Source organism: Streptomyces sp. a15, assembly GCF_059026085.1.
This window is the reverse complement of record NZ_JBWLKM010000074.1, coordinates 19,286-41,196: the sequence shown is the minus strand read 5'-3', so window position 1 is coordinate 41,196 and position 21,911 is coordinate 19,286. Positions and strand designations below refer to the sequence as shown.

The following is a 21,911-nucleotide window of genomic DNA, read 5'->3' as shown; positions in this document are numbered from 1 at the left end:
CGGATCAGCATCCAGAAGGGCGACATCCACATCACCGAAGCCCTGCACGGCACCGTCGACCTGCGCACCGAGGCCGGTCGCATCACGGTCGGCGCCGCCCGCGGCGTCTCCGCCTCCCTGGACGCCGGCACCAGCCACGGCCGGATCCACAACGCCCTCAAGAACACCGACGGCGCCGACTCCGCCCTGACCATCCACGCCACCACCGCCTACGGCGACATCACCGCCCGCAGCCTCTAAAAGGAGCCCCTCATGACCAACCTGGCCATCGCGGCAACCGGGCTGCGCAAGTCCTACGCCGACAAGACCGTCCTCGACGGCATCGACCTGACCGTCCCCGAAGGAACGGTCTTCTCCCTGCTCGGCCCGAACGGCGCCGGCAAGACCACCGCCGTCAAGATCCTCTCCACCCTCATCACCGCCGACGCCGGCGACATCCGCATCGGCGGTCACCACCTGGCCACCGACCCGCAGGCGGTCCGCGCCGCGATCGGCGTCACCGGCCAGTTCTCCGCCGTCGACGGCCTGATCACCGGCGAGGAGAACATGCTCCTCATGGCCGACCTCCACCACCTGTCCAAGCAGGAGGGGCGCCGGGTCGCCGCCGAGCTCCTGGAGCGCTTCGACCTCACCGAGGCTGCGAAGAAGCCCGCCTCCACCTACTCCGGCGGCATGAAGCGCCGCCTCGACATCGCCATGACGCTGGTCGGCAACCCGCGGATCATCTTCCTCGACGAACCGACCACCGGCCTCGACCCGCGCAGCCGCCACAACATGTGGCAGATCATCCGCGAACTGGTCTCCGACGGCGTCACCGTCTTCCTCACCACCCAGTACCTGGAAGAGGCCGACGAACTCGCCGACCGCATCGCCGTGCTGAACGACGGCAAGATCGCCGCCCAGGGCACCGCCGAGGAGCTCAAGCGGCTCATCCCCGGCGGCCACGTCCGCCTCCGCTTCACCGACCCGGCCGCCTACCAGTCCGCTGCCTCAGCTCTCCTCGAGGTCACCCGGGACGACGAGGCACTCGCGCTTCAGATCTCCAGCGGCGGCAGCCAGCGCGAACTGCGTTCCCTCCTCGACCGGCTGGACGCGGCCGGCATCGAGGCCGACGAGCTGACCGTGCACACCCCCGACCTCGACGACGTGTTCTTCGCCCTCACCAGCCCGGCCCACGTCCCCACCCAGCCCAAGGAGACCGTCCGATGAGCACGCCCCTGACTCCCGCCCGCCCGACCCGGATCTCCCTCGCCGTGCGCGACTCGTCCACGATGCTGCGCCGCAACCTCCTGCACGCGCGCCGCTACCCGTCCCTCACCCTGAACCTGCTGCTCACGCCGATCATGCTGCTGCTGCTCTTCGTCTACATCTTCGGCGACGCGATGAGCGCCGGCATCGGGGGCGGCGGGGCGGACCGGTCCGCATACATCGCGTACGTCGTCCCGGGCCTGCTGCTGATGACCATCGGCAGCACCGTGGTCGGCACCGCGGTGTCCGTCTCCAACGACATGACCGAGGGCATCATCGCCCGCTTCCGCACGATGGCGATCCACCGTCCTTCGGTGCTCGTCGGGCACGTCGTCGGCAGCGTGCTGCAGTGCGTGATGAGCGTGGTCCTCGTCGGGGCCGTCGGCGTGGCCATCGGCTTCCGGTCGACGGACGCGACCGCCCTGGAGTGGCTGGCGGCGTTCGGGCTGCTCGTCCTCTTTGCCCTGGCGTTCACCTGGATCGCGGTCGGCATGGGCCTGATCAGCCCGAACGCCGAGGCGGCCAGCAACAACGCGCTGCCGCTGATCCTGCTGCCGCTCCTCTCCAGCGCCTTCACCCCGGTCGACTCCATGCCCGGCTGGTTCCAGCCGATCGCCGAGTACCAGCCCTTCACGCCGGCCATCGAGACCCTGCGCGGGCTCCTCCTCGGCAGCGAGATCGGCCACGACGGGTGGCTCGCCCTCGCCTGGTGCCTGGCCCTCACCGTGCTCGGCTACTTCTGGTCGACCTCGAAGTTCAACGCCGACCCGAAGTAACCGCCATGACAAAGCGGGCCACCTCCCGCAACCCGCCCCCGCCCCAGGGCGGCGTACTCCGACACCCCGTCGGTCTACGCCGCCCCGTCGGCGTCCTCGGACCCCCTCACCTCACATCCCCCAGTGACACAAGCAACGTACGCAACATCGAGTTGAACTGTTCGCAGTCCTCCACCCCCAGCCCCGCCAGCAGCTTGCGCTGGTTGCTCACGTGGCCCTCCACCACCTCGTCGACCCGGGCGGCGCCATCCTCCGTGAGAGCGATGTGGAGGCTGCGGCGGTCGCCGGGTACGGCCTCGCGGGTGACGAGGCCCTGGGCGACGAGGCGGTCGACGCGGTTGGTCAGGGCGGCGGAACCGATCATGACGCCGGCGGCCAGTTCCTTCGCGGTGAGCGGCCTGTTGCTCCGGCGCAGGGTGGCGAGGACGTCGAACTCCCACGTCTCCATGCCCTGTTCGGCGAAGTAGTCCTTGAGGCCGGCGCCGACGAGCCGTGAGAGCCGCATGATGCGCCCGACGGTGCCCATGGCGTCGAGGTCCAGGTCCGTGCGCAGGACGGCCCATTGGTCGAGGAAATCGTCGACGGAGTCGCGCATGACGGTCACCTCCCCTTCATTGATTCGATGTCAAACCGTTTGACTAAGTTCTAGCCTACTGCTTAGCTTCTCGATGTCAGATAGTTCGACGTCGAAAGGCTGAATCGTGAAGACCGCAGAGGCACCGGCAGAGGCAGATCATTCCACCGTGGCGCGGGTCATCCGCACGCGCCGCAGTGTCCGCCACTACCGGCCCGACCCGGTCCCCGCCCCGCTGCTGCGGGAGCTGACCGACCTGGCCCTGGAAGCGCCGTCCAGCTTCAACCTCCAGGCCCGCTCGATCGTGGTCGTGGCCGGCGAGGAGGGGCGTCAGGCCCTCACCCGGGCCACCGGAGGCCAGCCGCATCCCCAGGAAGCGCCGGTCATGCTGGTGTTCGTCGCCGAGTCCGCCGCCTGGCGCGAGGACCGCGGGGACATCTGGGAGACGGCGCTGGAGGGCGGCGCCTGGTCGGGCCGCTTCGCCGCCGCCTCGCCCGACGACGCCCGGGCCTTCTACGAGGACCCGAGCCGACGCGGCCTCGAGCGCGAGTACGCCGTCAAGGACGCCATGATCGCCGCCTCGTTCCTGATGATCGCCGCGCAGGCGGCCGGTCTCGCCACCAGTCCGATGAACGGCTGGGACGAGGAGGAGGTCAAGAAGGCCATCGGCGTCGACGGACGCGACGACGTGCACATCGCCCTGCTCATGCCGCTGGGCTACCCGGCCGAGACCCGGCTCCACCCGGGCCGCCGGGACCGCGCACTGACCTGCTTCGACGAGTCGTACGGCCGCTGAGGCGCTCCGCGAGAACACGTGCTGCGGCGTTTGATCCGCCGGACGGGCCCTAGCGGCCGGCGGAGGCCGCGGAGTCCGTGAGCTGCGTGGCGTGCCGCGCGGGGGGCTCCGCCGCCCTCGCCGGGCCCGCGTTCGCCGCCAGTACCAGGGCGACGACCGCGACGACGGCGGCGACGATGCCCCTGGTGTAACGCTCGGTGGCGCTGGTGCGATCAAGCACGACAACCTCGCAGCGGCGACAGGACGACAACAACAACCGCAACAACCGCAACAACCACAACGAAAACAAACAGAAGCAGCGGCGTATTAAGCATGGTTAATACGCCGTTTAACCTAGGGGCTGTCGGAGTCGAACGGCAAGAGGCACTAGGGGAGTTGGGCATGTCGGAGCGCGACGACCCGGTGACCATCGGGCGCAGGGTGCAGCAGCTGCGGATCGACCGCGGGCTGACCCAGAGACAGGTGGCCGAACCGGCCTACACGCCCGCCTACATCTCCACCCTGGAGGCCGGCCGCGTCCGCCCCTCCGACGACGCCCTCAGGCATCTCGCCGAGCGGCTCGGCGTCGGCTTCGAGGAGCTGGCCACCGGCCGCCCGGCCCACCTGGTCACCGAACTGCGGTTGCAACTGACCGGCGCCCAGCGCACCTTGGCGACCGGCGCGGCCGAGGCCGCCGCCGAGGGGTTCGCGTCGGTGCTCGCGCAGGCGGAGGCACACGGTCTGGTCGGTGAGCAGGCCGACGCCCTGCTCGGGCTCGGCGAGTCCGGCATCGACACCGGCGACCTGGCCGCCGCCCGGCTCTACTTCGAGCGGGCAGAGGAGGCGCTCGCCCGCGTGGCCGCGCCGCTGCCCGCCCGCGTCCCGGCGATCCGGGGCCGGGCCGTCTCCCACTACCTGGGCGGTGAACTCCGGTATGCCGTCTATCTGTTGGAGTCCACCCTCGACGAGCTGAACCGCGGCGGCCTGCACGACCCCGACGCGCTGCTCCTCCTCTACGCGAGCGTCATCGGCCCCTACATGGACATGGGCGCCCACGCCCGCGCCGCCCAGGCCGCCGAGCTCGCCCTCGCCCTGGCATCCCAGGTCGGCGACCCGGCCCTGGTGGCCCGGATGCACCGCTCGGTCGCCCGCACCCTGCTCGCCGAGGGCCGTATCGCCGAGGCCGACGCCTCGCTCGGCAAGGCGGCCGAGCTGTACCGGCAGCTCCAGCTCCGCACCGAACTCGCCAACTGCCACTGGATGCGCGGGTACGTCTACGCGCAGAACGGCGAACTCAAGCGCGCCGAGGCCGAGTTGCGGGAGGCCCTCGCGATGCTCTCCGCCAAGCGGGCCGCCCTCTACTCCAGCCAGGTCGCCGTCGAGCTGGCCGACGTACTGCACCGGCGCGGCAAGTCCGACGAGGCGGCCGAGCTGCTGCACGAGGTGCTCAGCGACTTCAGCGCCGAACGCGGCGCCCTGCACTCCGCCGCCGCCCACCGCCTCCTCGGCATCATCGCCGAGGACGCCCGGGACCCCGAGGCCGCCGAGGAACACTATGTACGCGCCCTGAGCCTGCTGGAGCGGACGGGCGCGGCCGGCGACCTGGCTGACCTGTGCCGGCTGCTGGGGGACCTGCTGCGCCGCACGGGGCGCGTGGAGGCCGCGCTGGACGCCTACCGGACGGGGCTCGGACACCGTACGGCCCCGGGAACCACCACCCTCGGGCCCGCGCCCGCACAGCCTCCTCTGTGAGGAAACCGGGACGGCGCACAGCGGTCCCGGCTACCGTGCGCGGAGGCAGAGACAGCGAAGACAGAGACAGCGAAGACAGAGACAGCGCAGACAGAGACAGCGAAGACAGAGACTGCGCAGACACACGCACTACCGGGACAGGCACGTGGAGAACCAACGAACGGCGGGCGACAACCTGCGGCTCGCCGTACGCGCGCTCTTCTACGCCGTCTTCGGCGGGGCGGCGCTGCTCGCCATCGCGACGGTCCTCTCCGTCCTCGGGCCGATGCTCGCGCTCGACCTGTACACCCCGGCCGTCGCCGCCTGGTGGACCGTCTTCACCTCGATCGCCGTCCAGGGCGTGCCGTTCCTGCTGCTCGGTACGGTCGTCTCGGCGGCCATCGGAGCCTTCGTGCCGGAGAAGGTGTTCAAGCGGCTCCTCCCGCGCAACCAGGCCCTCGCCGTGCCCGTCGCGGGAGCCGCCGGAGTCGTCCTCCCCGGCTGCGAGTGCGCGTCCGTGCCGGTGGCCGGAAGCCTCATGAGCCGGGGAGTGGCCCCCGCGGCCGCCCTCGCCTTCCTCCTCTCCGCGCCCGCGATCAATCCGGTGGTGCTGGTGGCGACCTCCATCGCCTTCCCCCGGCAGCCCGAGATGGTGCTCGGCCGGCTGGTCGCCTCGCTCGGGACGGCCGTGGTGATGGGCTGGCTGTGGGCCCGGTTCGGGCGGGACGAGTGGATACGGCTGCCCAAGCGACGCGCCCAGGCCGGCCCGGGCGGCCTGCGGGCCTTCGGCGCCGGGCTCCAGCACGACTTCCTGCACGCGGGCGGCTTCCTCGTCGTCGGCGCGGCGGCCGCGGCGACCTTCAACATCGCTGTCCCGCGGTCCGTGCTCGACGTCTTCACCGGCTCGGCCTGGCTCGCGGTGCTGCTGCTGGCCGTCCTGGCGGTCGTCCTGTGCGTGTGCAGCGAGGCCGACGCCTTCGTCGCCGCCTCGCTCAGCGGCTTCTCGCCCACCGCCCGGCTGGCGTTCATGGTCGTCGGCCCGATGGTCGACCTGAAGCTGATCGCCCTCCAGTCGGGAACCTTCGGGCGCCCCTTCGCCGTACGGTTCTCGGCCGCGACCTGGGTGGTGGCCGTGGCGAGCAGCGTGCTGGTCGGGTGGTGGCTGCTGTGAGCCTGCGACGGTACGGCTCCCCCCTCCTCCTCGCCCTCATGGGCGCGGCCGTCCTGCGGATATCCCTGTTCAGCGAGCTGTACCTGCGGTATGTGCAGGCGCCGCTGCGGCCGTACCTGGTCGTGTCGGGCGTGGTGCTGGTGCTGCTGGGGGTCGTGATGGCGGCGGTACGGCGGTTCGCACCCGACGATCAGGAAGAGGACGCTCACGAAGAGGGCGGTCACGAAGAGGGCGGTCATCACCACCACGGCCCCCGCGTCGCCTGGCTCCTCACCCTCCCCGCCCTCGCCCTGCTCCTCTTCCCGCCGCCCGCGCTCGGCTCGTACAGCGCCGGGCGCGAGGCCGCTCAGCGGGCGGCGCAGGGGGTCGGGACCTTCCCGGCGCTCGCCTTGGGGGACCCGGTGGAGCTGACGCTCGCCGAGTTCAACTCCAGGGCGATCTACGACAGCGGACGGTCGCTGCAGGGCCGTACGGTCCGGATGACCGGCTTCGTCACCCACGGCGAGGACGGCACCTGGTACGTCACCCGGCTGTACGTCACCTGCTGCGCCGCCGACGCGACGGCCGGCAAGGTCGAGGTGCGCGGCGACGACGCGCCGCCGGTCGACACCTGGGTCACCGTGACCGGCACCTGGCATCCCAAGGGCCGCCTGGGCAGCGACGCGGCCTGGCCGGCGGTGCTCGACGTCACGTCGGTCGAGCGGGTGAAGCAGCCGGCGGATCCGTACGAGCAGCGCTAGCCGGAGAGAACGCCAGGCGGGTTTCGCCCTCCGGGCGAGGGGTAGTCGGGCGTCGCCCCTGAGCGGGGCCTGTACGACGGTGGGCGCGCTCTGATCTGAGGAGGCGGTGGCCGTGCGTCCCAGGGACGGTCCGAACGGAGCCCACGGCGGCGAGCCCGGCCGGTACGGAGCGGAAGGCGGCGACTCCCGTCTCCCTCGCTATTCTCCGCAACCCGGATACCCCGAGCCTCCCCGGACGTCGGACGGCGACACCGAACGCGAACTCGCACAGGACCGCATACGCGACGTCGACCTGATCGCGGAGGGCGTGCGGGACGCCGAGCCCAAGGAGCTCCCCGCGCGGCTGTGCGGGGTGGCGGTCGAGCTGCTGCCGGTGGCCGGCGCGAGCGTGGCGCTGCACAGCGACGGCATGCCCGTACGGCTGGGCGCGAGCAGCGAGCAGGCCGCCCGCATGGCGGAGATCCAGGCCACCCTCGGCGACGGACCCTGTCTGTCCGCCGCCCGGGTCTGCGCCCCCGTGCTCGCCTGCGACCTCACCGCCGGCCGGGACGTCCGGCGCTGGCCGGTCTTCGCCCAGCAGGCCACGGCCGTCGGCGTACGGGCCGTGTACTCGCTCCCGCTGGGCAACGAATCGGTCTGCGTGGGCACCCTCGACCTCTACCGCGACACCCCCGGCGAGCTCACACCCCGCGAACTGCGCACCGCGCTGCTGGTGGCGAGCGTGATGACGGTCGCCCTGATGGCGCTGCCCCGGGGGGACGAGAACGGGGGCCGGGAGACGGAACCCTGGCTGAGCGGCCTGGCCCAGGACCAGGACGAGGTCTACCAGGCCGTCGGCGTGATCATGGCCCAGCTCGGCATCGACGCCGACGAGGCCCTGGCCCGCCTGCGCGCCCACGCCTTCGCGGAGAGCCGTACAGCGCTGGAAATGGCGCGTGACGTGGTCGGACACCGGACGAGGTTCGACCGGGACGACGGCGACGGGGACTGAACGGGGACGGGGACGGACGGGGACGGACGGGGACGGACGGGGACGGACGGGGACGGACGGTACGGAACCGCCGTACCGTCCCGGAGACTCAGACCTCCACCCGCCCCCGCTTGCGGACCTCCGTCAGCCGCTGCGCACCCAGCTGTACGACCGCCTGCGCGACCTCGGGCGCCACCTCGCCGAAGCCGCCGTGGGTGAGGCCGATCGCGTCGTCGCCGACGCGCACGACCGCCACGTCCAGGGTGAACGCGGCGGGCTCGCCGTCGGCCGTCTCGCCCCACACGACGATCCGCAGCCCCTGCCGGGCGTCCCCGACCTGCGGCAGCGCGGCCTCGGAGACCTCGACGTCGTGCACGTCGCCCCGCGTGGCCTTGACCGTGAACTCCGCGCACTTCTTCGGCAGCGACTTCAGCCAGGCCAGCGTGCGGTCCACGTCCGCCGCCGGGTGGGCGACGACCTGCTGGCGCAGCTGGGTCTCGTTCCAGCCGTCGTCGAGCCCGACCACCGCGCGGGGGCGGGCGTCCGCGCCGAACAGCTCCTCGGCGTAGAGGGTGTCGAGCAGGCGCCGGCAGTCCGGGCGGTTCGTCTTCGCCTTGAGCACGGTGTCGTGCCAGGTCGCCGTGGACTGCGTGGGCGTCCACGGCTCCCCCAGATCGACGTCCGTGAGCAGCGTGGCCTGCGCCTGAGCGTCGGTGAGGGCGGGGGTGGCGGCCGGGCTCTTCGCGGAGAGGTCGGGTTTCTCGGCGGTGGGCGGGGTGGTGAGGGCGGAGCAGGCGGTGGCGGTCAGGAGGGCGCACAGGGTGAGCGCGGCGGTGGCGAGAGTGCGGGCCGGGGGTCGGGTCATCGGGGTCTCTCCTGAGGGCTGCCAAGATCGAGTGCGCCCTCTTACGGCACCACCGGGACGGACGGGCCACCAGCGAGCCGGGCCGTACGGGTGAGGGGCGTCGGTGCCGGCGGGGTGGGTCGCGCGGCCCGGCGCTTGCGGTGTGCCGCCCGCGCCCACCCGTGCCGCCCCAGGCGGCACGACTGCCCGCGGACTGACGGCATCGGGCCGCCCGGCGGAAAACCCGTCGCACTGCTCCCCGCCCCCTTGTTACCGTCCCCCCATGCAGCGCGCCCACGTAGTACTCGTGTCTCTCACGACGACGCCGGAGAGTGTCCCGGCGCGCTGACAGCTGACCCAGTCGAAAGCCCCGGGGCGAGTGCCCCGGGGCTTCGGCGTGCGGGGGCTCGTCGCCGGTCACCGTGAGGAGAGACCGCCATGACCGCTGTGGACGCCCTGACCGGCCCGCACGACCACCGCCGACTCGGCCGTGAGCTCGGCCTGTTCGACACCGACCCGCTGATGGGCGCGGGCCTGCCCTACTGGCTGCCCGACGGGGCAGTGGTGCGGCACACCTTGGAGGAGTACGTCCGGGAGGCCGAGCGCGCCGCCGGCTACCGGCACGTGTACTCGCCGGTCCTCGGCAAACGGGAGCTCTACGAGATCTCGGGGCACTGGTCCCACTACAGCGAGGACATGTTCCCGCCGATGGAGCTGGGCGCGGAGGAGGTCGTCCTGCGGCCCAGCCTGTGCCCGCATCACGCGCTGATCTACCGCTCCCGCTCCCACAGCTACCGTGAACTGCCGCTGAGAATGGCCGAGTTGGGCGGCATGTACCGCGCCGAGCTGTCCGGGGTGCTGGGCGGTCTGACCCGGGTCCGGGCCATCCAGCTCAACGACGCGCACATCTTCTGCACCCTGGAGCAGGCCGTGGACGAGGCCCGCGGCGCCCTGGAGCTCATCGGCCGCGCGTACGCCGATCTCGGCATCCGCCCGGCCCGGTACCGGCTCTCCCTGCCCGGCGAGGGCGGCAAGTACGTCGCCGACCCGGAGCTGTGGCGGCGGGCCACCGCGCTGCTGCGGGAGGTGCTCGACGACTCGGGGATCCCCTACGAGGCGGCCGAGGGCGAGGCCGCCTTCTACGGCCCCAAGATCGACGTCCAGATCGCCGATCCGGCCGGCCGCGAGGCCACCCTCTCCACCGTCCAGATCGACTTCCACCAGCCCGAGCGCTTCGACCTGCACTACATCGGCGCCGACGGGGCGAAGCACCGGCCGGTCATGGTGCACCGCAGCGTCATCGGCAGCGTGGAACGGGCGGTCGCGCACCTCGTCGAGCAGCACGGCGGCGCGTTCCCGGCCTGGCTCGCCCCCGTGCAGCTGGTGGTGCTGCCGGTGGCGGACGCGCAGGAGGAACGGGCCCACGAGGTCGTACGGCAGGCCCTGGCACGGGGACTCCGGGCGGACGTGCGCGGCCCCGGCGACGGCACCCTCGGCGCCCGGGTCCGGGCGGCGCGGCTCGTGCCGTACCAGGCGGTGATCGGGGAGCGGGAGGCCGTCGGCGACCTGGTGGCCGTACGACTGCGGGACGGGAGCCGTCCGGGGGCGGTGCCGGCCGGCGAGCTGCTGGAGCGGATCGCCGCCCGGGTCGCAGGCCGCGGGACCGAACTGTGGGGGCCTGCGTAAGGTCACTGACGTAGGGACCGTAGAGAGACCTCAGAGACACCTCACAGACACCTTCATGAAGCGAGGAGCGCCGCTGTGACCGGTCAGCCCATCCCGGTGATCATCGACTGCGACACGGGTGTCGACGACGCCCTGGCCCTGCTGTTCGCCGTACGGCACCCCGCGCTCGACGTGCGGGCGGTGACCTGCGTGGCCGGGAACACCGACGTGGACGGCGTCGTACGCAACACCCTGACCGTGCTGGAGCAGGCCGGGGCCGGTGACATCCCGGTCGCGCGGGGTGCCGAGCGCCCGTTGATCGAGCCCGTGCGGACGGCACGGCACGTGCACGGCGACGACGGGATGGGCGACCTGGGGCTGCCCGCGCCCACCCGCCGGCCGGTCGACGTGGACGCGGTGACGCTGCTGCGGCGGGAGATCCTCGCCTCGCCGACGCCGGTCACCCTCATCCCCATGGCGCCCCTGACGAACATCGCGCTGCTGCTGCGTACGCACCCGGAGGTCGTGCGCAACATCGAGCGGATCGTGTTCATGGGCGGCGCGGTGGCGACCGGGAACGCCACGCCGGTCGCGGAGTTCAACGTCTGGCACGACCCGGAGGCGGCCGCGATCCTGCTCACCGCCGGGGTGCCGATCACCATGTACGGCCTGGACGTCTTCAAGCAGGTCCTTGTCCCGGCCGGAGACGTGCAGCGGCTGCGCGCGAGCGCGGAGCCCCGCCTCCGGCTGGCCGGCGAACTCCTCGCCCACCGCGACCCGGCCACCTCCGGCGACCCCACCCCCACCGGCGGCCTGGGCGACGCGGGCGCGGTCTGCGCGGTCGTCGACCCGGGAGGGATCACCACCGAACGTCTCCCGGTCGAGGTGAGCCTCGCCCCGGGTGCCGGCCGGGGCCAGACGATCGTCGACCGGCGCCCCCGCCCCGGCGAGTCCGAGATCCACGAGGGCACCCGTGAACAGCGGCTGGTGGACGTGGCGTTGGGCGTGGACGTGGAGCGGTACGTGAAGCTGTGGCTGACGACGGTGGAGGGCGCCTAGCGGACGCCTAGCGGGTGTCCGCCGCCGGCCGTACCGCCCACCGCTGTTCCACCTTCGCGAGCCGCCAGTAGCCGATGGCCGCCGCCCACACCACCACGAACAGGCCGACGATGACGTAGCCGACGCTGTCGAGGTTGATGTCGGCGATCCAGGTGGTGACCGTGTCGCTCAGGTCGAGCTTCTCGTGCAGGACGCCGACGAGTTCGATGGTGCCGATGAAGAAGGCGACGGCGATGGACAGGCCGGTGATCGTGAGGTTGTAGAAGACCTTGCGGACCGGGTTGGAGAACGCCCACTGGTAGGCGAAGTTCATGAAGGTGCCGTCGAGGGTGTCGAACAGGCTCATGCCGGCGGCGAAGAGGAGGGGCAGGGAGAGGATCGCGTACCAGGGCAGTCCGGCCGCCGCGCCCGAACCCGCCATCACCATCAGCGTCACCTCGGTCGCCGTGTCGAAGCCGAGGCCGAAGAGGAAACCGAGCGGGTACATCTGGCCCGGGCGGGTGATGGACTTGGTGAGGCGGCCGAGGATGCGGTTCATGAACCCGCGGGAGTCCAGGTGCTGTTCGAGTTCCTTCTCGTCGTAGGCGCCCGCCCGCATCGCCTTGAACACCTTCAGGATGCCCAGCAGGGCGGCCAGGTTGAGGGCGGCGATGAGGTAGAGGAACGTGCCGGAGATCGTCGTACCGAGGACGCCGAGCACCTGGTGGGTGCCGGAATCCTCGTTCATGACCTTTCCGGCGAGCTGGGTGCCGCCCGCGATCAGCAGGGCGAGCAGCACCACCACGCTGGAGTGGCCGAGCGCGAACCAGAAGCCCACCGACACCGGGCGCTTGCCGTCGGCCATCAGCTTGCGGGTGGTGTTGTCGATCGCGGCGATGTGGTCGGCGTCGAACGCGTGCCGCATGCCGAGGGTGTAGGCGGTGATGCCGAGGCCGATACCGAAGGCCTTGTCGCCGACCTCGTAGTGCCCGGGGACGACGAGGAGGAACAGGATTCCGAAGGCGACGACGTGCAGTGCGGCGACGACCGACATGAGTCCGGCGGTCTTGAGGGTGTCCTCGCGGCGCCACTTGAAGGACGTCGGGGCGGGCACGGACGTCTGGGCAGGCTTGGGCAGGGTCATTCGGTCACGCTCCAGCACCTCGTGGATCAACTCGTGAGATGCCGTGGCCGGTCTCCTGGCTTACGGGTCGTGCGTGTCCGTTCCTGCCTTCCCGGTCGTGCGACCAGTGGCCCGGCTGGCGCCGGACGGGACGGAAACTCCCCGATCACAGTGGCGAGGGCCGCTCCGGCATGGACCCTTGAGGGGTCGTCACCGGCTTCCCGAGCACCACGGCCAGCCCACCGTAGGGTGGCAAGCGGTCTCCTGCATAGCTGCGTACCTGCGCAGGTATGGAAGATCACATGGGGGTGCCTGCGAGGATGGCGGCATGCATCTCGTTCCGGCCGACCGAGCGGATCGCCGAACCATCGACGGGCACCGGGTGTGCGACGCCATCGCCGCGATCGGCGAACCGGGCCATGTCCGCGCCTGGGCCGACCGCTTCTCGCTGCTCGCCGATCCCAAGCGGCTGGCCCTGCTGCTCGCCCTGCACCGCACCGGTCCCCTGGCCGTCTCCGACCTGGCGATCGCCACCGGCATGAACGACCCCGCCGTGTCGCAGGCGCTCAGGCTGCTGCGGGCGGCGGGGGTCGTGGAGGGGGAGAAGGAGGGGCGGATCGTGCGCTACCGGGTGGTGGACGCCGACATCGCCTCGCTGCTCGCGCACTGCGCGACCTCCAGCCCGCTGGGGGCACCCCCTTTGGGGGAGTTTGAGGACGAGTTGGGGGAGTTTGAGGACGAGGCCCGAACGCCGGCCGGGCTGAAACCGCCCGACCGGCGCTGACGCCGACTGCACCAACTGCGCCTGATTACGAGCGAGCCGCCTTGCGACGCCGCGTCGCCAGCACGATGCCCGCGCCGCCCGCGAGCAGCACGGCCGCGCCGATCGCGATCGGGCCGGTCGCGCTGCTGCCGCCGGTCTCCGCGAGGTCGCCACCGCCGCCGTTCGGGGTGGCGGCGGGAGCGGTGGTGGACTCGGAGGCCGACGGGCTCGGGGCCTCGGTGGAGGGCGAGGGGGACTCGGAGGGAGTCTCCGTCGCCGGCGGCGTCGTCTCCTCGCCCGGTGTCGAGGGTTCCGTGGACTCCGGGGTCGACGGGGTCGGCGTGGGGGTGGCCGGGGGCTCGGACGGGGCGGTCGTGCAGTCCTTCGTGCCGCCGTTCCAGGCCGCGATCAGCTTGTCCTTGATGACCGGACGGTCCGGGCCCATGGGCAGGTCGCCGTGGACGAAGCCGTCGTTCGCGTCGAGCTCGCCGTCGAACTTGACGGCGCCCCGGTAGAGGTCGATCTGCGCGAAGCAGCCCGCGTCCGGCACCGCGATGTCGAGGGAGTCGGTCTGGCCGGGCTTGACGGTCACCGTGTCGAAGTCGACGAAGACCTGCTCGCCGGAGGTGGCGAAGGTGGCGCCGTGGGCGAGGTAGGAGGCCAGGGAGGCCGTGCAGGTGGTCGCGTCGCCGGCCGTGCGGACCTTGATGTGGACCTTGCCGTCGTCGGTCGGCTTCAGGTTCTGGTCGTCGACCTTGACCGAGTCGTAGAAGCTCGTGCCGTCCAGCGAGAACTGGCAGCGGTCGGTCTCGGTCTCCGTGCCGGCACCGGTGCCGGGCTGGTAGGTGCCGCCGGACTTCCAGCCGTCGCCACCGGGGGTGCCGGTGGCCCAGGAGGTGGGGGCGGAGACGGCACAGAGGACGAGCGCCGCGGCGCCCGTCCCCAGCAGGCGGCGCGCGGTGACACGTCTGGCTATGGACATGCGGGATCCCATCGGGGTGCGGGGGGTGGCGGGTGTTCCGAGAACACCGGTTCTGAGAAACACTGGGCTCATTGGTCATATGCGCCACAGTGCTCGCACATCGTGGATCTCCCCACGGAACGCTGTCAACCTGCGGTGATGCTGGGCGAGTTCAAGAGCTCATCACGATTCCGTCACACAGGGAATGGACCGCTCCGGACAGCGTTCGAGTTCGCTTTCCCGACAATGTGGACAGGTACCTGCATGCTGATGCCCATCGTCCCGAACGCCACGAAGGAGACCGCGTGATCGACCCCATTCCCGACCTCTCCTCCAAGGACCCCAACTGGTGGCGCCAGGCCGTCGTCTACCAGGTCTACCCCCGCAGCTTCGCCGACGCCGACGGCGACGGGCTCGGCGACCTGAAGGGCATCACCCGGCGCCTGAACCACCTCGCCGCACTCGGCGTCGACGCCCTGTGGCTCAGCCCCTTCTACCCCTCCGAACTCGCCGACGGCGGCTACGACGTCGCCGACCACCGTGACGTCGACCCGCGCCTGGGCACCCTCGACGACTTCGGCGCGCTCGCCGCCGAGGCCCACCGCCTCGGCCTCAAGGTGATCGTCGACCTGGTCCCCAACCACACCTCCCACCAGCACGTCTGGTTCCAGGAGGCCCTCGCCGCCGGGCCCGGCTCGCCCGCCCGCGACCGCTACGTCTTCCGTGACGGCCGCGGCCCGCACGGCGAACTCCCGCCCACCGACTGGCAGTCCGTCTTCGGCGGCAGCGCCTGGCAGCGGGTGCCGGACGGACAGTGGTACCTGCACCTGTTCGCCCCCGAGCAGCCCGACCTCAACTGGGCGAACGAGGAGGTCCGCGCCGACTTCCGCACCACCCTGCGCTTCTGGTCCGACCGCGGGGTCGACGGCTTCCGCGTCGACGTCGCCCACGCCCTCGCCAAGGACCTGGAGGAACCGCTGCGCGATCTCGGCGCCCCCGAACTCAGCAGCGAGGAGGCGCTGTCCGAGCTCCCGCCCGGCAGCCACCCCTTCTACGACCGTGACGACGTCCACGAGATCTACCGCGACTGGCGCAAGATCTTCGACGCCTACCGCCCGCCCCGCATGGCGGTCGCCGAGGCCTGGGTGCCGGGCGCCCGACGCGTGCTGTACGCCCGCCCGGACGAACTCGGCCAGGCCTTCAACTTCGAGTACCTGAAGGCCGGCTGGGACGCGGAGGAACTCCGCCAGGTCATCACCGACTCCCTCGCCTCCGCCCGCGAGGCCGGCGCCTCCGCCACCTGGGTGCTGTCCAACCACGACGTCGTACGGCACACCTCCCGCCTGCTGCTCCCGCCCGGCACCGACGAGAACGCCTGGCTGCTGTCCGGCGGCCACGCCCCCGCGATCGACCCGGAACAGGGCCTGCGGCGGGCCCGCGCCGCCACGCTCCTGATGCTGGCGCTGCCCGGATCCTCGTACGTCTACCAGGGCGAGGAACTCGGTCTGCCCGAGGTCGCCGACCTGCCCTTCGAGGTCCTCCAGGACCCGATCTGGGAACAGACGGGACGCGTCCGCAAGGGCCGCGACGGGTGCCGGGTGCCGCTGCCGTGGACGACGACGGGACCCTCGTACGGCTTCGGCGCGGGTGGCGCCTGGCTGCCGCAGCCGGAGCGCTTCGCGGCGTACGCCGTCGAGGCACAGGACGGGGCCGAGGGCTCGACCCTGGAGCTCTACCGCAGGGCACTCAGGCTGCGCCGCAAGCTGCTGGAGGGCGAGTCGCTGACCTGGGCGGCCGACAGCCCGGCCGGGGTGCTGGACTTCGCCCGGCACGAGGGCTGGCGGTGCGTGGCCAACCTGTCGGGGACGGCCGTACCGCTGCCGGCGGGCGAAGTGCTGCTGGCGAGCCGCCCGTTGGACGACGGGCGGCTCGGCCCGGACACCACCGTCTGGCTGGCTCCCTAGGGCTGCTTCTCAGGGCGTGATGGTCGGCGTCGCGGTCGCGGTCGGCGGTGGGGTGAGGACGACCATCGGCTCGCCGGGCTGCGGCGGCGGCGGAGTCATGTCGTTCTTGGGCAGCTTCGGCGGGGTGGTCTGCTGGAAGAGGGCCTGGTCGTAGTTGACCAGGCCGGTGTCCTCCATGACCGTGATGTGGTCCAGGACGGTGTTGTTGGCCTGGTCGGCCAGCTGGCGCACCAGGCTGTTCTTGGTGGTCGAGCGGATCTTCGCGACCGTGTTGAAGATCGAACCGTGGGTGGTCCGCAGGATGTTGGCGAAGTTCGAGTCGAACGCCTTGCCGGTCTGCGAGTCGATCTGGTTCACGAAGGACAGCTGCTGCGGGCTCGCCACGTTCGGCAGGGTGATGTTCAGCATCGGGGCGATCTTGCGGCAGCTGGCGTCCAGCGCCGCGTGTCCGTCCACGAGGTGCTCGGACGCCCTCTTGACCTCCGGGGTCGTCCCCTTCCTCAGGCCGATCTGCCCGAGCGGGTACTCCCACAGCCCGGCCGCGCGCACAGCGACCACGAAGTGACGGTCCTGCTCGGTCAACGGCCCCCACTGCGTCTGGGCGATCACTCTGTCCTGCGCGTTGGAGACGGTGTCGAGGCCGAGCATCGACGGATAAGCCAGCGCAGCCAAGGTCAGCGTGAGGGCACCGCCGACGAAAACCGTTCCCGTCGTGTTCCGCGAAAATCGCACCGTGTCTCCTGCCCGGTCGGGGGCCCGCCGTGTGCGGGTCGGACGTACAGAAGTACGGATGGGGATGCGCGAGAAACCTTTTGATTTGGTAAAGAATCCGGGCCGGTTCCTCCGGCGTACGGCCGCGCCTTCCTCGCCCAAAGCTCGCCCCGACGCTCGCACCCCCGCTCGCCCATACGGCCGCACAGCACACGCCGCCTGCGGAAACGGGCCGCGAGAATCGCACGCATCGGGGGCTACGACGTCCGGTGAGGAGCGGTGCCGACGATGATCAGGCCGAGGAAGGCAGCAGGGGCCGCGCTGGCGGCCGTCGCGGTGGTGGGCACGCTGGCCGTGTCCGGTCCGCCGCCGGAGACCGCCGCGGCGGCGGCGCGTGGGCTGTGGGCAGCTGTGACCATCGCCCCCGGGCGGGAGGGGATCGTCGAGGCCTCCGGATACGAGGGGGCGGCGCTGGGGGCCGGGTCGGTGCTGACCCTGACGGCTCCCGAGGGCAGCGAGGTCACGGGCGTGCCGTTCGCCGGGAGCGGTTATCGGGGGGTGGTCGTGTCCGGCGGGGGTGGTGGGACGTACACGTTCACGGGAGACGCGGGAGACGCGGGAGACGCGGGAGACACCGAGGGCGCGGAGGGCGCGGGGTCCGCGGAGGTCACGGCGTCCGCGGCGGCGGTGCAGGGATGGCGGGGGAGGACCTTCCCCTTCGTCCTGGTGGTGGCCCCGGACGCGGTACCGGGCACACGGCTCCGCGGATGCGTGCTGCGGCTCACGGACGCGGGGGGCACGGTGAGGGACCAGGGCACCTGCGAGGTGACCGTCGGCCTGCCCGGGCCCACGCTGACGCGTCCCGAGTCCGGGGTGCCGTTGCCGGCCCGGCCGGAGATCGCCGGTACGGCGTACCCGGGCGCCCAGGTCACCGTGCGCGACGCCCTCGAGAGCGAGGTCTGCGCGACGACGGCCACGGCGGCCGGCAGCTGGTCCTGCGTCCCGGACCCCGCCCTCCCGTCCGGCCCGGGCCGCCTTCAAGCGACGGCCACGCTGAACGGAGTGAGCGGGACGAGCGAGCAGATCGCGATCACCGTGGCGGGGGCGGGGGCAGGTACGGCGGGCTGATTCTGCCGTCGGTCACGTCACCACGGCCATCTCGTGCGGCGTGCCGTTCAGCCGCCGCCCGCCCGTCTCCGTGCACGTCACGATGTCCTCGATACGGACCCCGAAGCGGTCGGGCAGATAGATGCCGGGCTCGATGGAGAAGCACATCCCGGGCACGAGCGGCCGCTGCTCACCCTGCACGAGGTACGGCGGCTCGTGCGTGGTGACGCCGATGCCGTGGCCGGTGCGGTGGATGAAGTACTCGCCGTAGCCGGCGTACTCGATCACCGTGCGGGCCACCCGGTCGATCTCCTCGCACGGCACACCGGGCCGCACGGCCTCGAAAGCGGCCTGCTGCGCCTGGCGCACGATGTCGTGCACCGCTCGCTCCTCGTCGGTGGGCTCGCCGACGTGCACGGTCCGGGTGGTGTCCGAGCCGTACCCGTCCTTCAGACCGCCGAAGTCCAGGACCACCATGTCGCCGTCCTCGATCATGCGCTCGCCGGCCTCGTGGTGCGGGTTCGCGCCGTTGGGCCCGGAGCCGACGACGGTGAAGTCGACCTGGCTGTGCCCGTGCCGGCGCAGGAGGTGTGCCAGGTCGGCGGCCACGTCGGTCTCCCGGCGCCCGGCGAACCGTACGGACAGGATCTCCTCGTACGTCGCATCCGCCGCCGCCCCCGCCGCCGCGAGCCGGGCCACCTCGTGGTCGTCCTTGACCGCCCGCAGCATCGGCAGCGCGGTGCTCAGCGCACGGTACGTGGTGAGCGGCAGGGCCTCCTGGAGGCCGAGGAGGTGCAGGGACCAGGTGGCGTCCGAGACGCCGTAGTGGCCGTTGGGGCGCAGCAGTCCGGCCGCCGCCGCGTACGGGTCCTGGCCGTCCCGCCACTCCGACAGCCGCAGGGCGCCCGCGCCGGGGGCCGCCTCCGCCTCCGGACGTTCCAGCGCGGGGACCAGCAGCCGGGGCTCCGACTCGGGGACCAGTACCAGCAGGGTGAGGCGTTCGGTGAGCGCGGTCGGCCGGTAGCCGCACAGCCAGACCAGGTCGGGACCCGGGGTGACGAGCAGCCCGGAGAGCCCGGCGTCGGCCGCGTCCCGGGCGGCCCGGGCCATACGCTCCGCGTGGTCCTGCTCGGTGAAGGCCACCGGTGTCCTGCTCATCGGTGTCTCGCTCATCGTCCTGCCCTTGTCGTCGCGGTGCCGTGCTGACCTGTCCACGTGCGCTGACCTGTTCATTGGACGGGGGAGGCGGCCGGGGCACGCCGGTGGACGGGGCCGTTCGGGTGACGAGAGACGCGCCCGGGCCCTGGTCAGTACCGCACCGCCCGCCCCACCTTCGCCCCCACCTCGCCGCCCAGCTCCCGTGTGCTGCGGGCCGTGGCCTTCCCGGACTCGCCGGACGGGACGTCGGAGACGGTGACGACGGCCACGTCGGTCAGGTCGCCGCCCCGCTCGGTGAAGTCGACCTGGACGAGGAAGGACCTCGTCGAGCCGGCGGTGTTGTCCACGCTGACCTCGACCGTCGTACGTCCGTCGCCGTCTGTGCCCGGGGTGCCCAGCTTCACCTCGTCCTTGGCGTCGACGCCGCCCTTGACCTCGTCGAACCTCCGGCCCGCCTCCGCCGTCGCGGACGCGAACGCGGCCGTCGCCTCGGCACCCACCGAGCGCGCCGCCGACTCCGCCCTGCTGACCACGTCGGAGGGGCTGTCCTCGTCGGAGCAGCCGGCCAGTGTGACCAGTGCGGTCAGCGCGACGGCCGCCAGGCGTACTCGGTAACGGGCCATGTCGTCTCCAGGACTGGGGGGTGGCGGATTCCGGTTCCAGTGAAGGCCCGTGGACGTGCACCCGCATGCCGGACCTCACCCGAATGGCCCACCCCCATGGCGGGGGTCTTTGTGCCGCCCGATCGTCGAAGGGGTCGTACGACTCGAACCACCTGAACCACTCGGACCACTTACAGACTCGGAAGAAACGGGGCTCACCCATGACCCAGCAACCGCACGCGACGCAGCCGCCGACCGGCGGAGGACAGCAGCCGACGGGCGAGCAGCAGCAGCCGACCTGGGACGACACCCGCCAGGGCATGCCGCCCGGCCGGGCCGACTACGGCTACACCCCGACGCCGGCCGAGACCGGCTGGGCCACGGGCGGGGCCGTCTTCGCCGGCGTCCTGCTGCTGATGAACGGCGTCCTGGCGATCTTCCAGGGCATCTCCGCGCTCGCCGAGGACGACGTGTGGGCCAACATCGGCGACTACGTCTACAAGATCAACCTCACCGGCTGGGGCGTGATCCTGCTCGTCCTCGGCGCGGTCGCCGTGCTCACCGGCGCGGGCATCCTCAAGGGCGCCACCTGGGCCCGTATGACCGGCATCTTCCTGGCGTCCCTGAACATGATCGCCCAGTTCCTGTTCCTGCCGTACGCGCCGGTCTGGTCGCTCATCATGGTCGGCGTCAACTTCTTCGTGATCTGGTCGCTGGCGGTGTACCGGCCGGCGGGATCCCGGACCTGAACCGGCCCGGATGACCCCTCTTCCTCAGCAAGAGCCTTACGGCGCGCGGGGCTGCCCCTGATCGATGGGGCAGCCCTCCACGGCACCCGGCCGACACGGTTATACGTGCCCGATGCCGCTACACGTGCCCGATGCCGCCGCTGCCGAAGGAGCCGCTGGAACCGGGCAGCCAGCGCCTTCGGTGCTGGTCCTTCCCTCGTCTGGTTGCGGCGTGGTGGAGCTGATACGGCATGAGCCGTTCCCGCTTGTCCGCGTGTATCGGGATCTCGTCCGGCTCCCGCACCTCCCGCATCTCGCGGACGGCACCGGTCTCCGGGAGATGCGTCTGCTCCTCGGGGCGGGGCCGGGGCAGTTCCCGGTCCTGGACCCGCATGCCGAACTGCACGGCCCACACCAGTGCACCGGCGATGAACAGGCCACCGGTGAAGGCGGCGATCACGTTGAGTACATCGCTCGACGAGGCCGCCAGTACATACGTTGCGGTACTCATGGTTCCGATTATCGCCCAATTGGCGCTGATGCGTGGTTTGGGTCACATGATTTTGCTCAGCGAGGCGCCGGAGCCGCCCCCGGCCCTGACCCTGGCGCCGGGCCCCTCCCGTCCGACGCCTCGGAAATCCGCTACGCCACCAAGAACGGCACCGCCCAGGTCGCCTTCCGCACCAACCAACTCCCGGACTACTTGCACCGCACGGGCCTCGTCCCCGAAGGCGAGCCCCTGCTCGACAAGCAGTACGGCGACGCGTACGCCCTCGGCCCGGACGAGACGGAACTGCCGAAGGGACTGTGCGGCCCGGCTCTCCGAGGGCCTGCGTGGACCTGCTTCGCGAGGGGTACGGGCCCGGGCGTGGGCGTCCTGACGGAACGCTCGCCCATCAACCCCGACACCTTCCGTGATCCGACTCGGTTGATCGTCACCTTCGATGCCGGCTGAGTAGGCGCCTTTCCCGCAATTGGAGTATCTGGGCCGTTGAACACCGCGGGCAGGATGAAGAGGCTCCCGAAGCCGATCCACGCGCACCCCGCAGTGCGGTAGCCGTGGCTTGGCGGCGGCGGTGAGACCAGCCGATCGGCGGTTCTCATCGTCTCGTTCGCGGCGATCAGACTGCGCCCGGCCCGGCGCTGCCGCCGCCCCATCCACAGGAAAACGACCGCGGCCCCAGCCGTGAAGGCCGCCAGTTGCAGATGCTCATCCGGTGAGTCGGCGGCAGCGAGCGTCACGGCCACGCCTGAACCAGGTT

At 71.7% G+C, this 21,911-nt stretch carries 23 protein-coding genes, 1 pseudogene and 1 riboswitch; of the genes and pseudogenes, 15 read left to right on the top strand and 9 right to left on the bottom strand.

Going from position 1 to position 21,911, the window contains the following annotated elements:
- From AC5P09_RS41170 to AC5P09_RS41160, 3 genes and pseudogenes are all read left to right on the top strand, one after another.
- Window positions 1-240 (top strand): annotated as a pseudogene (locus tag AC5P09_RS41170) (DUF4097 family beta strand repeat-containing protein); the annotation flags it as partial.
- Window positions 241-252: 12 nt separating this feature from the next.
- Entirely contained in the window at window positions 253-1,209 is a 957-nt protein-coding gene (locus tag AC5P09_RS41165) for an ATP-binding cassette domain-containing protein (protein WP_493878816.1), read from the top strand.
- Window positions 1,206-2,024, top strand: a complete 819-nt coding sequence (locus AC5P09_RS41160; protein WP_493878815.1) for an ABC transporter permease — start codon at window positions 1,206-1,208, stop codon at window positions 2,022-2,024. Before AC5P09_RS41165 ends, AC5P09_RS41160 begins: the two co-directional genes overlap by 4 nt.
- Before the next feature lie 106 nt (window positions 2,025-2,130).
- On the opposite strand, the gene AC5P09_RS41155 is transcribed toward AC5P09_RS41160, so the two are convergent.
- Window positions 2,131-2,619: a MarR family winged helix-turn-helix transcriptional regulator gene (locus AC5P09_RS41155; RefSeq protein ID WP_493878814.1), complete on the bottom strand. Its 489-nt coding sequence runs from the start codon at window positions 2,617-2,619 to the stop codon at window positions 2,131-2,133.
- A 148-nt stretch (window positions 2,620-2,767) separates the two neighbouring features.
- Here AC5P09_RS41155 and AC5P09_RS41150 point away from each other — a divergent pair, with 148 nt between their 5' ends.
- A complete protein-coding gene (locus AC5P09_RS41150) occupies window positions 2,768-3,394 on the top strand; it encodes a nitroreductase family protein (protein WP_493878813.1) in 627 nt (208 codons plus the stop codon).
- Between the two features lie 49 nt (window positions 3,395-3,443).
- Here the strand turns inward: AC5P09_RS41150 and AC5P09_RS41145 are convergent, their stop codons facing one another.
- Complete coding sequence (locus AC5P09_RS41145; RefSeq protein ID WP_493878812.1) at window positions 3,444-3,614, bottom strand: hypothetical protein; 171 nt, start codon at window positions 3,612-3,614, stop codon at window positions 3,444-3,446.
- 161 nt (window positions 3,615-3,775) lie between these two features.
- Between AC5P09_RS41145 and AC5P09_RS41140 the strand changes: the two genes are divergently transcribed.
- From AC5P09_RS41140 to AC5P09_RS41125, 4 genes are all read left to right on the top strand, one after another.
- Window positions 3,776-5,125: a helix-turn-helix domain-containing protein gene (locus tag AC5P09_RS41140; RefSeq protein ID WP_493878811.1), complete on the top strand. Its 1,350-nt coding sequence runs from the start codon at window positions 3,776-3,778 to the stop codon at window positions 5,123-5,125.
- A gap of 145 nt (window positions 5,126-5,270) precedes the next feature.
- The gene (locus AC5P09_RS41135) at window positions 5,271-6,275 is read left to right on the top strand and encodes a permease (protein WP_493878810.1); all 1,005 of its coding nucleotides are present in this window, start codon (window positions 5,271-5,273) and stop codon (window positions 6,273-6,275) included.
- Window positions 6,276-6,277: 2 nt separating this feature from the next.
- Window positions 6,278-7,015 carry a TIGR03943 family putative permease subunit gene (locus AC5P09_RS41130; RefSeq protein ID WP_493878818.1) on the top strand — a complete coding sequence of 246 codons (738 nt, stop codon included), beginning with the start codon at window positions 6,278-6,280 and terminating at the stop codon, window positions 7,013-7,015.
- 277 nt (window positions 7,016-7,292) lie between these two features.
- Window positions 7,293-8,006, top strand: a complete 714-nt coding sequence (locus tag AC5P09_RS41125) for a GAF and ANTAR domain-containing protein (RefSeq protein WP_493878817.1) — start codon at window positions 7,293-7,295, stop codon at window positions 8,004-8,006.
- An 88-nt stretch (window positions 8,007-8,094) separates the two neighbouring features.
- On the opposite strand, the gene AC5P09_RS41120 is transcribed toward AC5P09_RS41125, so the two are convergent.
- Window positions 8,095-8,850, bottom strand: coding sequence for a hypothetical protein (locus AC5P09_RS41120; RefSeq protein ID WP_493878809.1), 756 nt, complete (start codon window positions 8,848-8,850; stop codon window positions 8,095-8,097).
- A gap of 417 nt (window positions 8,851-9,267) precedes the next feature.
- Between AC5P09_RS41120 and thrS the strand changes: the two genes are divergently transcribed.
- Together thrS and AC5P09_RS41110 are read left to right on the top strand one after the other, a co-directional pair.
- Window positions 9,268-10,515 carry a threonine--tRNA ligase gene (gene thrS, locus AC5P09_RS41115; RefSeq protein WP_493878808.1) on the top strand — a complete coding sequence of 416 codons (1,248 nt, stop codon included), beginning with the start codon at window positions 9,268-9,270 and terminating at the stop codon, window positions 10,513-10,515.
- Window positions 10,516-10,590: 75 nt separating this feature from the next.
- The gene (locus AC5P09_RS41110; RefSeq protein ID WP_493878807.1) at window positions 10,591-11,553 is read left to right on the top strand and encodes a nucleoside hydrolase; all 963 of its coding nucleotides are present in this window, start codon (window positions 10,591-10,593) and stop codon (window positions 11,551-11,553) included.
- 7 nt (window positions 11,554-11,560) lie between these two features.
- Here AC5P09_RS41110 and nicT read toward each other — a convergent pair whose 3' ends face one another.
- The gene (gene nicT / locus AC5P09_RS41105) at window positions 11,561-12,676 is read right to left on the bottom strand and encodes a Nickel transporter NicT (protein WP_493878806.1); all 1,116 of its coding nucleotides are present in this window, start codon (window positions 12,674-12,676) and stop codon (window positions 11,561-11,563) included.
- A 28-nt stretch (window positions 12,677-12,704) separates the two neighbouring features.
- Window positions 12,705-12,903: riboswitch (cobalamin riboswitch) on the bottom strand.
- 80 nt (window positions 12,904-12,983) lie between these two features.
- Here nicT and AC5P09_RS41100 point away from each other — a divergent pair.
- Window positions 12,984-13,439, top strand: coding sequence for an ArsR/SmtB family transcription factor (locus AC5P09_RS41100; protein WP_493878805.1), 456 nt, complete (start codon window positions 12,984-12,986; stop codon window positions 13,437-13,439).
- 25 nt (window positions 13,440-13,464) lie between these two features.
- Here the strand turns inward: AC5P09_RS41100 and AC5P09_RS41095 are convergent, their stop codons facing one another.
- Complete coding sequence (locus AC5P09_RS41095) at window positions 13,465-14,400, bottom strand: LAETG motif-containing sortase-dependent surface protein (protein ID WP_493878804.1); 936 nt, start codon at window positions 14,398-14,400, stop codon at window positions 13,465-13,467.
- A gap of 284 nt (window positions 14,401-14,684) precedes the next feature.
- Between AC5P09_RS41095 and AC5P09_RS41090 the strand changes: the two genes are divergently transcribed.
- Window positions 14,685-16,343, top strand: a complete 1,659-nt coding sequence (locus AC5P09_RS41090; RefSeq protein WP_493878803.1) for a glycoside hydrolase family 13 protein — start codon at window positions 14,685-14,687, stop codon at window positions 16,341-16,343.
- Window positions 16,344-16,352: 9 nt separating this feature from the next.
- Here AC5P09_RS41090 and AC5P09_RS41085 read toward each other — a convergent pair whose 3' ends face one another.
- Entirely contained in the window at window positions 16,353-17,075 is a 723-nt protein-coding gene (locus AC5P09_RS41085; RefSeq protein ID WP_493878802.1) for a DUF4142 domain-containing protein, read from the bottom strand.
- Between the two features lie 267 nt (window positions 17,076-17,342).
- On the opposite strand from AC5P09_RS41085, the gene AC5P09_RS41080 reads away from it, so the two are divergent.
- The gene (locus AC5P09_RS41080; RefSeq protein WP_493878801.1) at window positions 17,343-18,182 is read left to right on the top strand and encodes an Ig-like domain-containing protein; all 840 of its coding nucleotides are present in this window, start codon (window positions 17,343-17,345) and stop codon (window positions 18,180-18,182) included.
- 12 nt (window positions 18,183-18,194) lie between these two features.
- Here AC5P09_RS41080 and AC5P09_RS41075 read toward each other — a convergent pair whose 3' ends face one another.
- Together AC5P09_RS41075 and AC5P09_RS41070 are read right to left on the bottom strand one after the other, a co-directional pair.
- Window positions 18,195-19,334 (bottom strand): M24 family metallopeptidase, encoded by a 1,140-nt coding sequence (locus AC5P09_RS41075; protein WP_493878800.1) that lies wholly within the window; start codon window positions 19,332-19,334, stop codon window positions 18,195-18,197.
- A gap of 134 nt (window positions 19,335-19,468) precedes the next feature.
- On the bottom strand, window positions 19,469-19,942 hold the full coding sequence (locus AC5P09_RS41070) for a hypothetical protein (protein ID WP_493878799.1): 474 nt from the start codon (window positions 19,940-19,942) through the stop codon (window positions 19,469-19,471).
- A 200-nt stretch (window positions 19,943-20,142) separates the two neighbouring features.
- Here AC5P09_RS41070 and AC5P09_RS41065 point away from each other — a divergent pair, with 200 nt between their 5' ends.
- On the top strand, window positions 20,143-20,670 hold the full coding sequence (locus tag AC5P09_RS41065) for a DUF7144 family membrane protein (protein ID WP_493878798.1): 528 nt from the start codon (window positions 20,143-20,145) through the stop codon (window positions 20,668-20,670).
- A gap of 118 nt (window positions 20,671-20,788) precedes the next feature.
- Here AC5P09_RS41065 and AC5P09_RS41060 read toward each other — a convergent pair whose 3' ends face one another.
- Window positions 20,789-21,160 (bottom strand): DUF6479 family protein, encoded by a 372-nt coding sequence (locus AC5P09_RS41060; RefSeq protein WP_493878797.1) that lies wholly within the window; start codon window positions 21,158-21,160, stop codon window positions 20,789-20,791.
- 192 nt (window positions 21,161-21,352) lie between these two features.
- On the opposite strand from AC5P09_RS41060, the gene AC5P09_RS41055 reads away from it, so the two are divergent.
- A complete protein-coding gene (locus tag AC5P09_RS41055; protein ID WP_493878796.1) occupies window positions 21,353-21,604 on the top strand; it encodes a hypothetical protein in 252 nt (83 codons plus the stop codon).
- The last annotated feature ends 307 nt before the right edge of the window (window positions 21,605-21,911 follow it).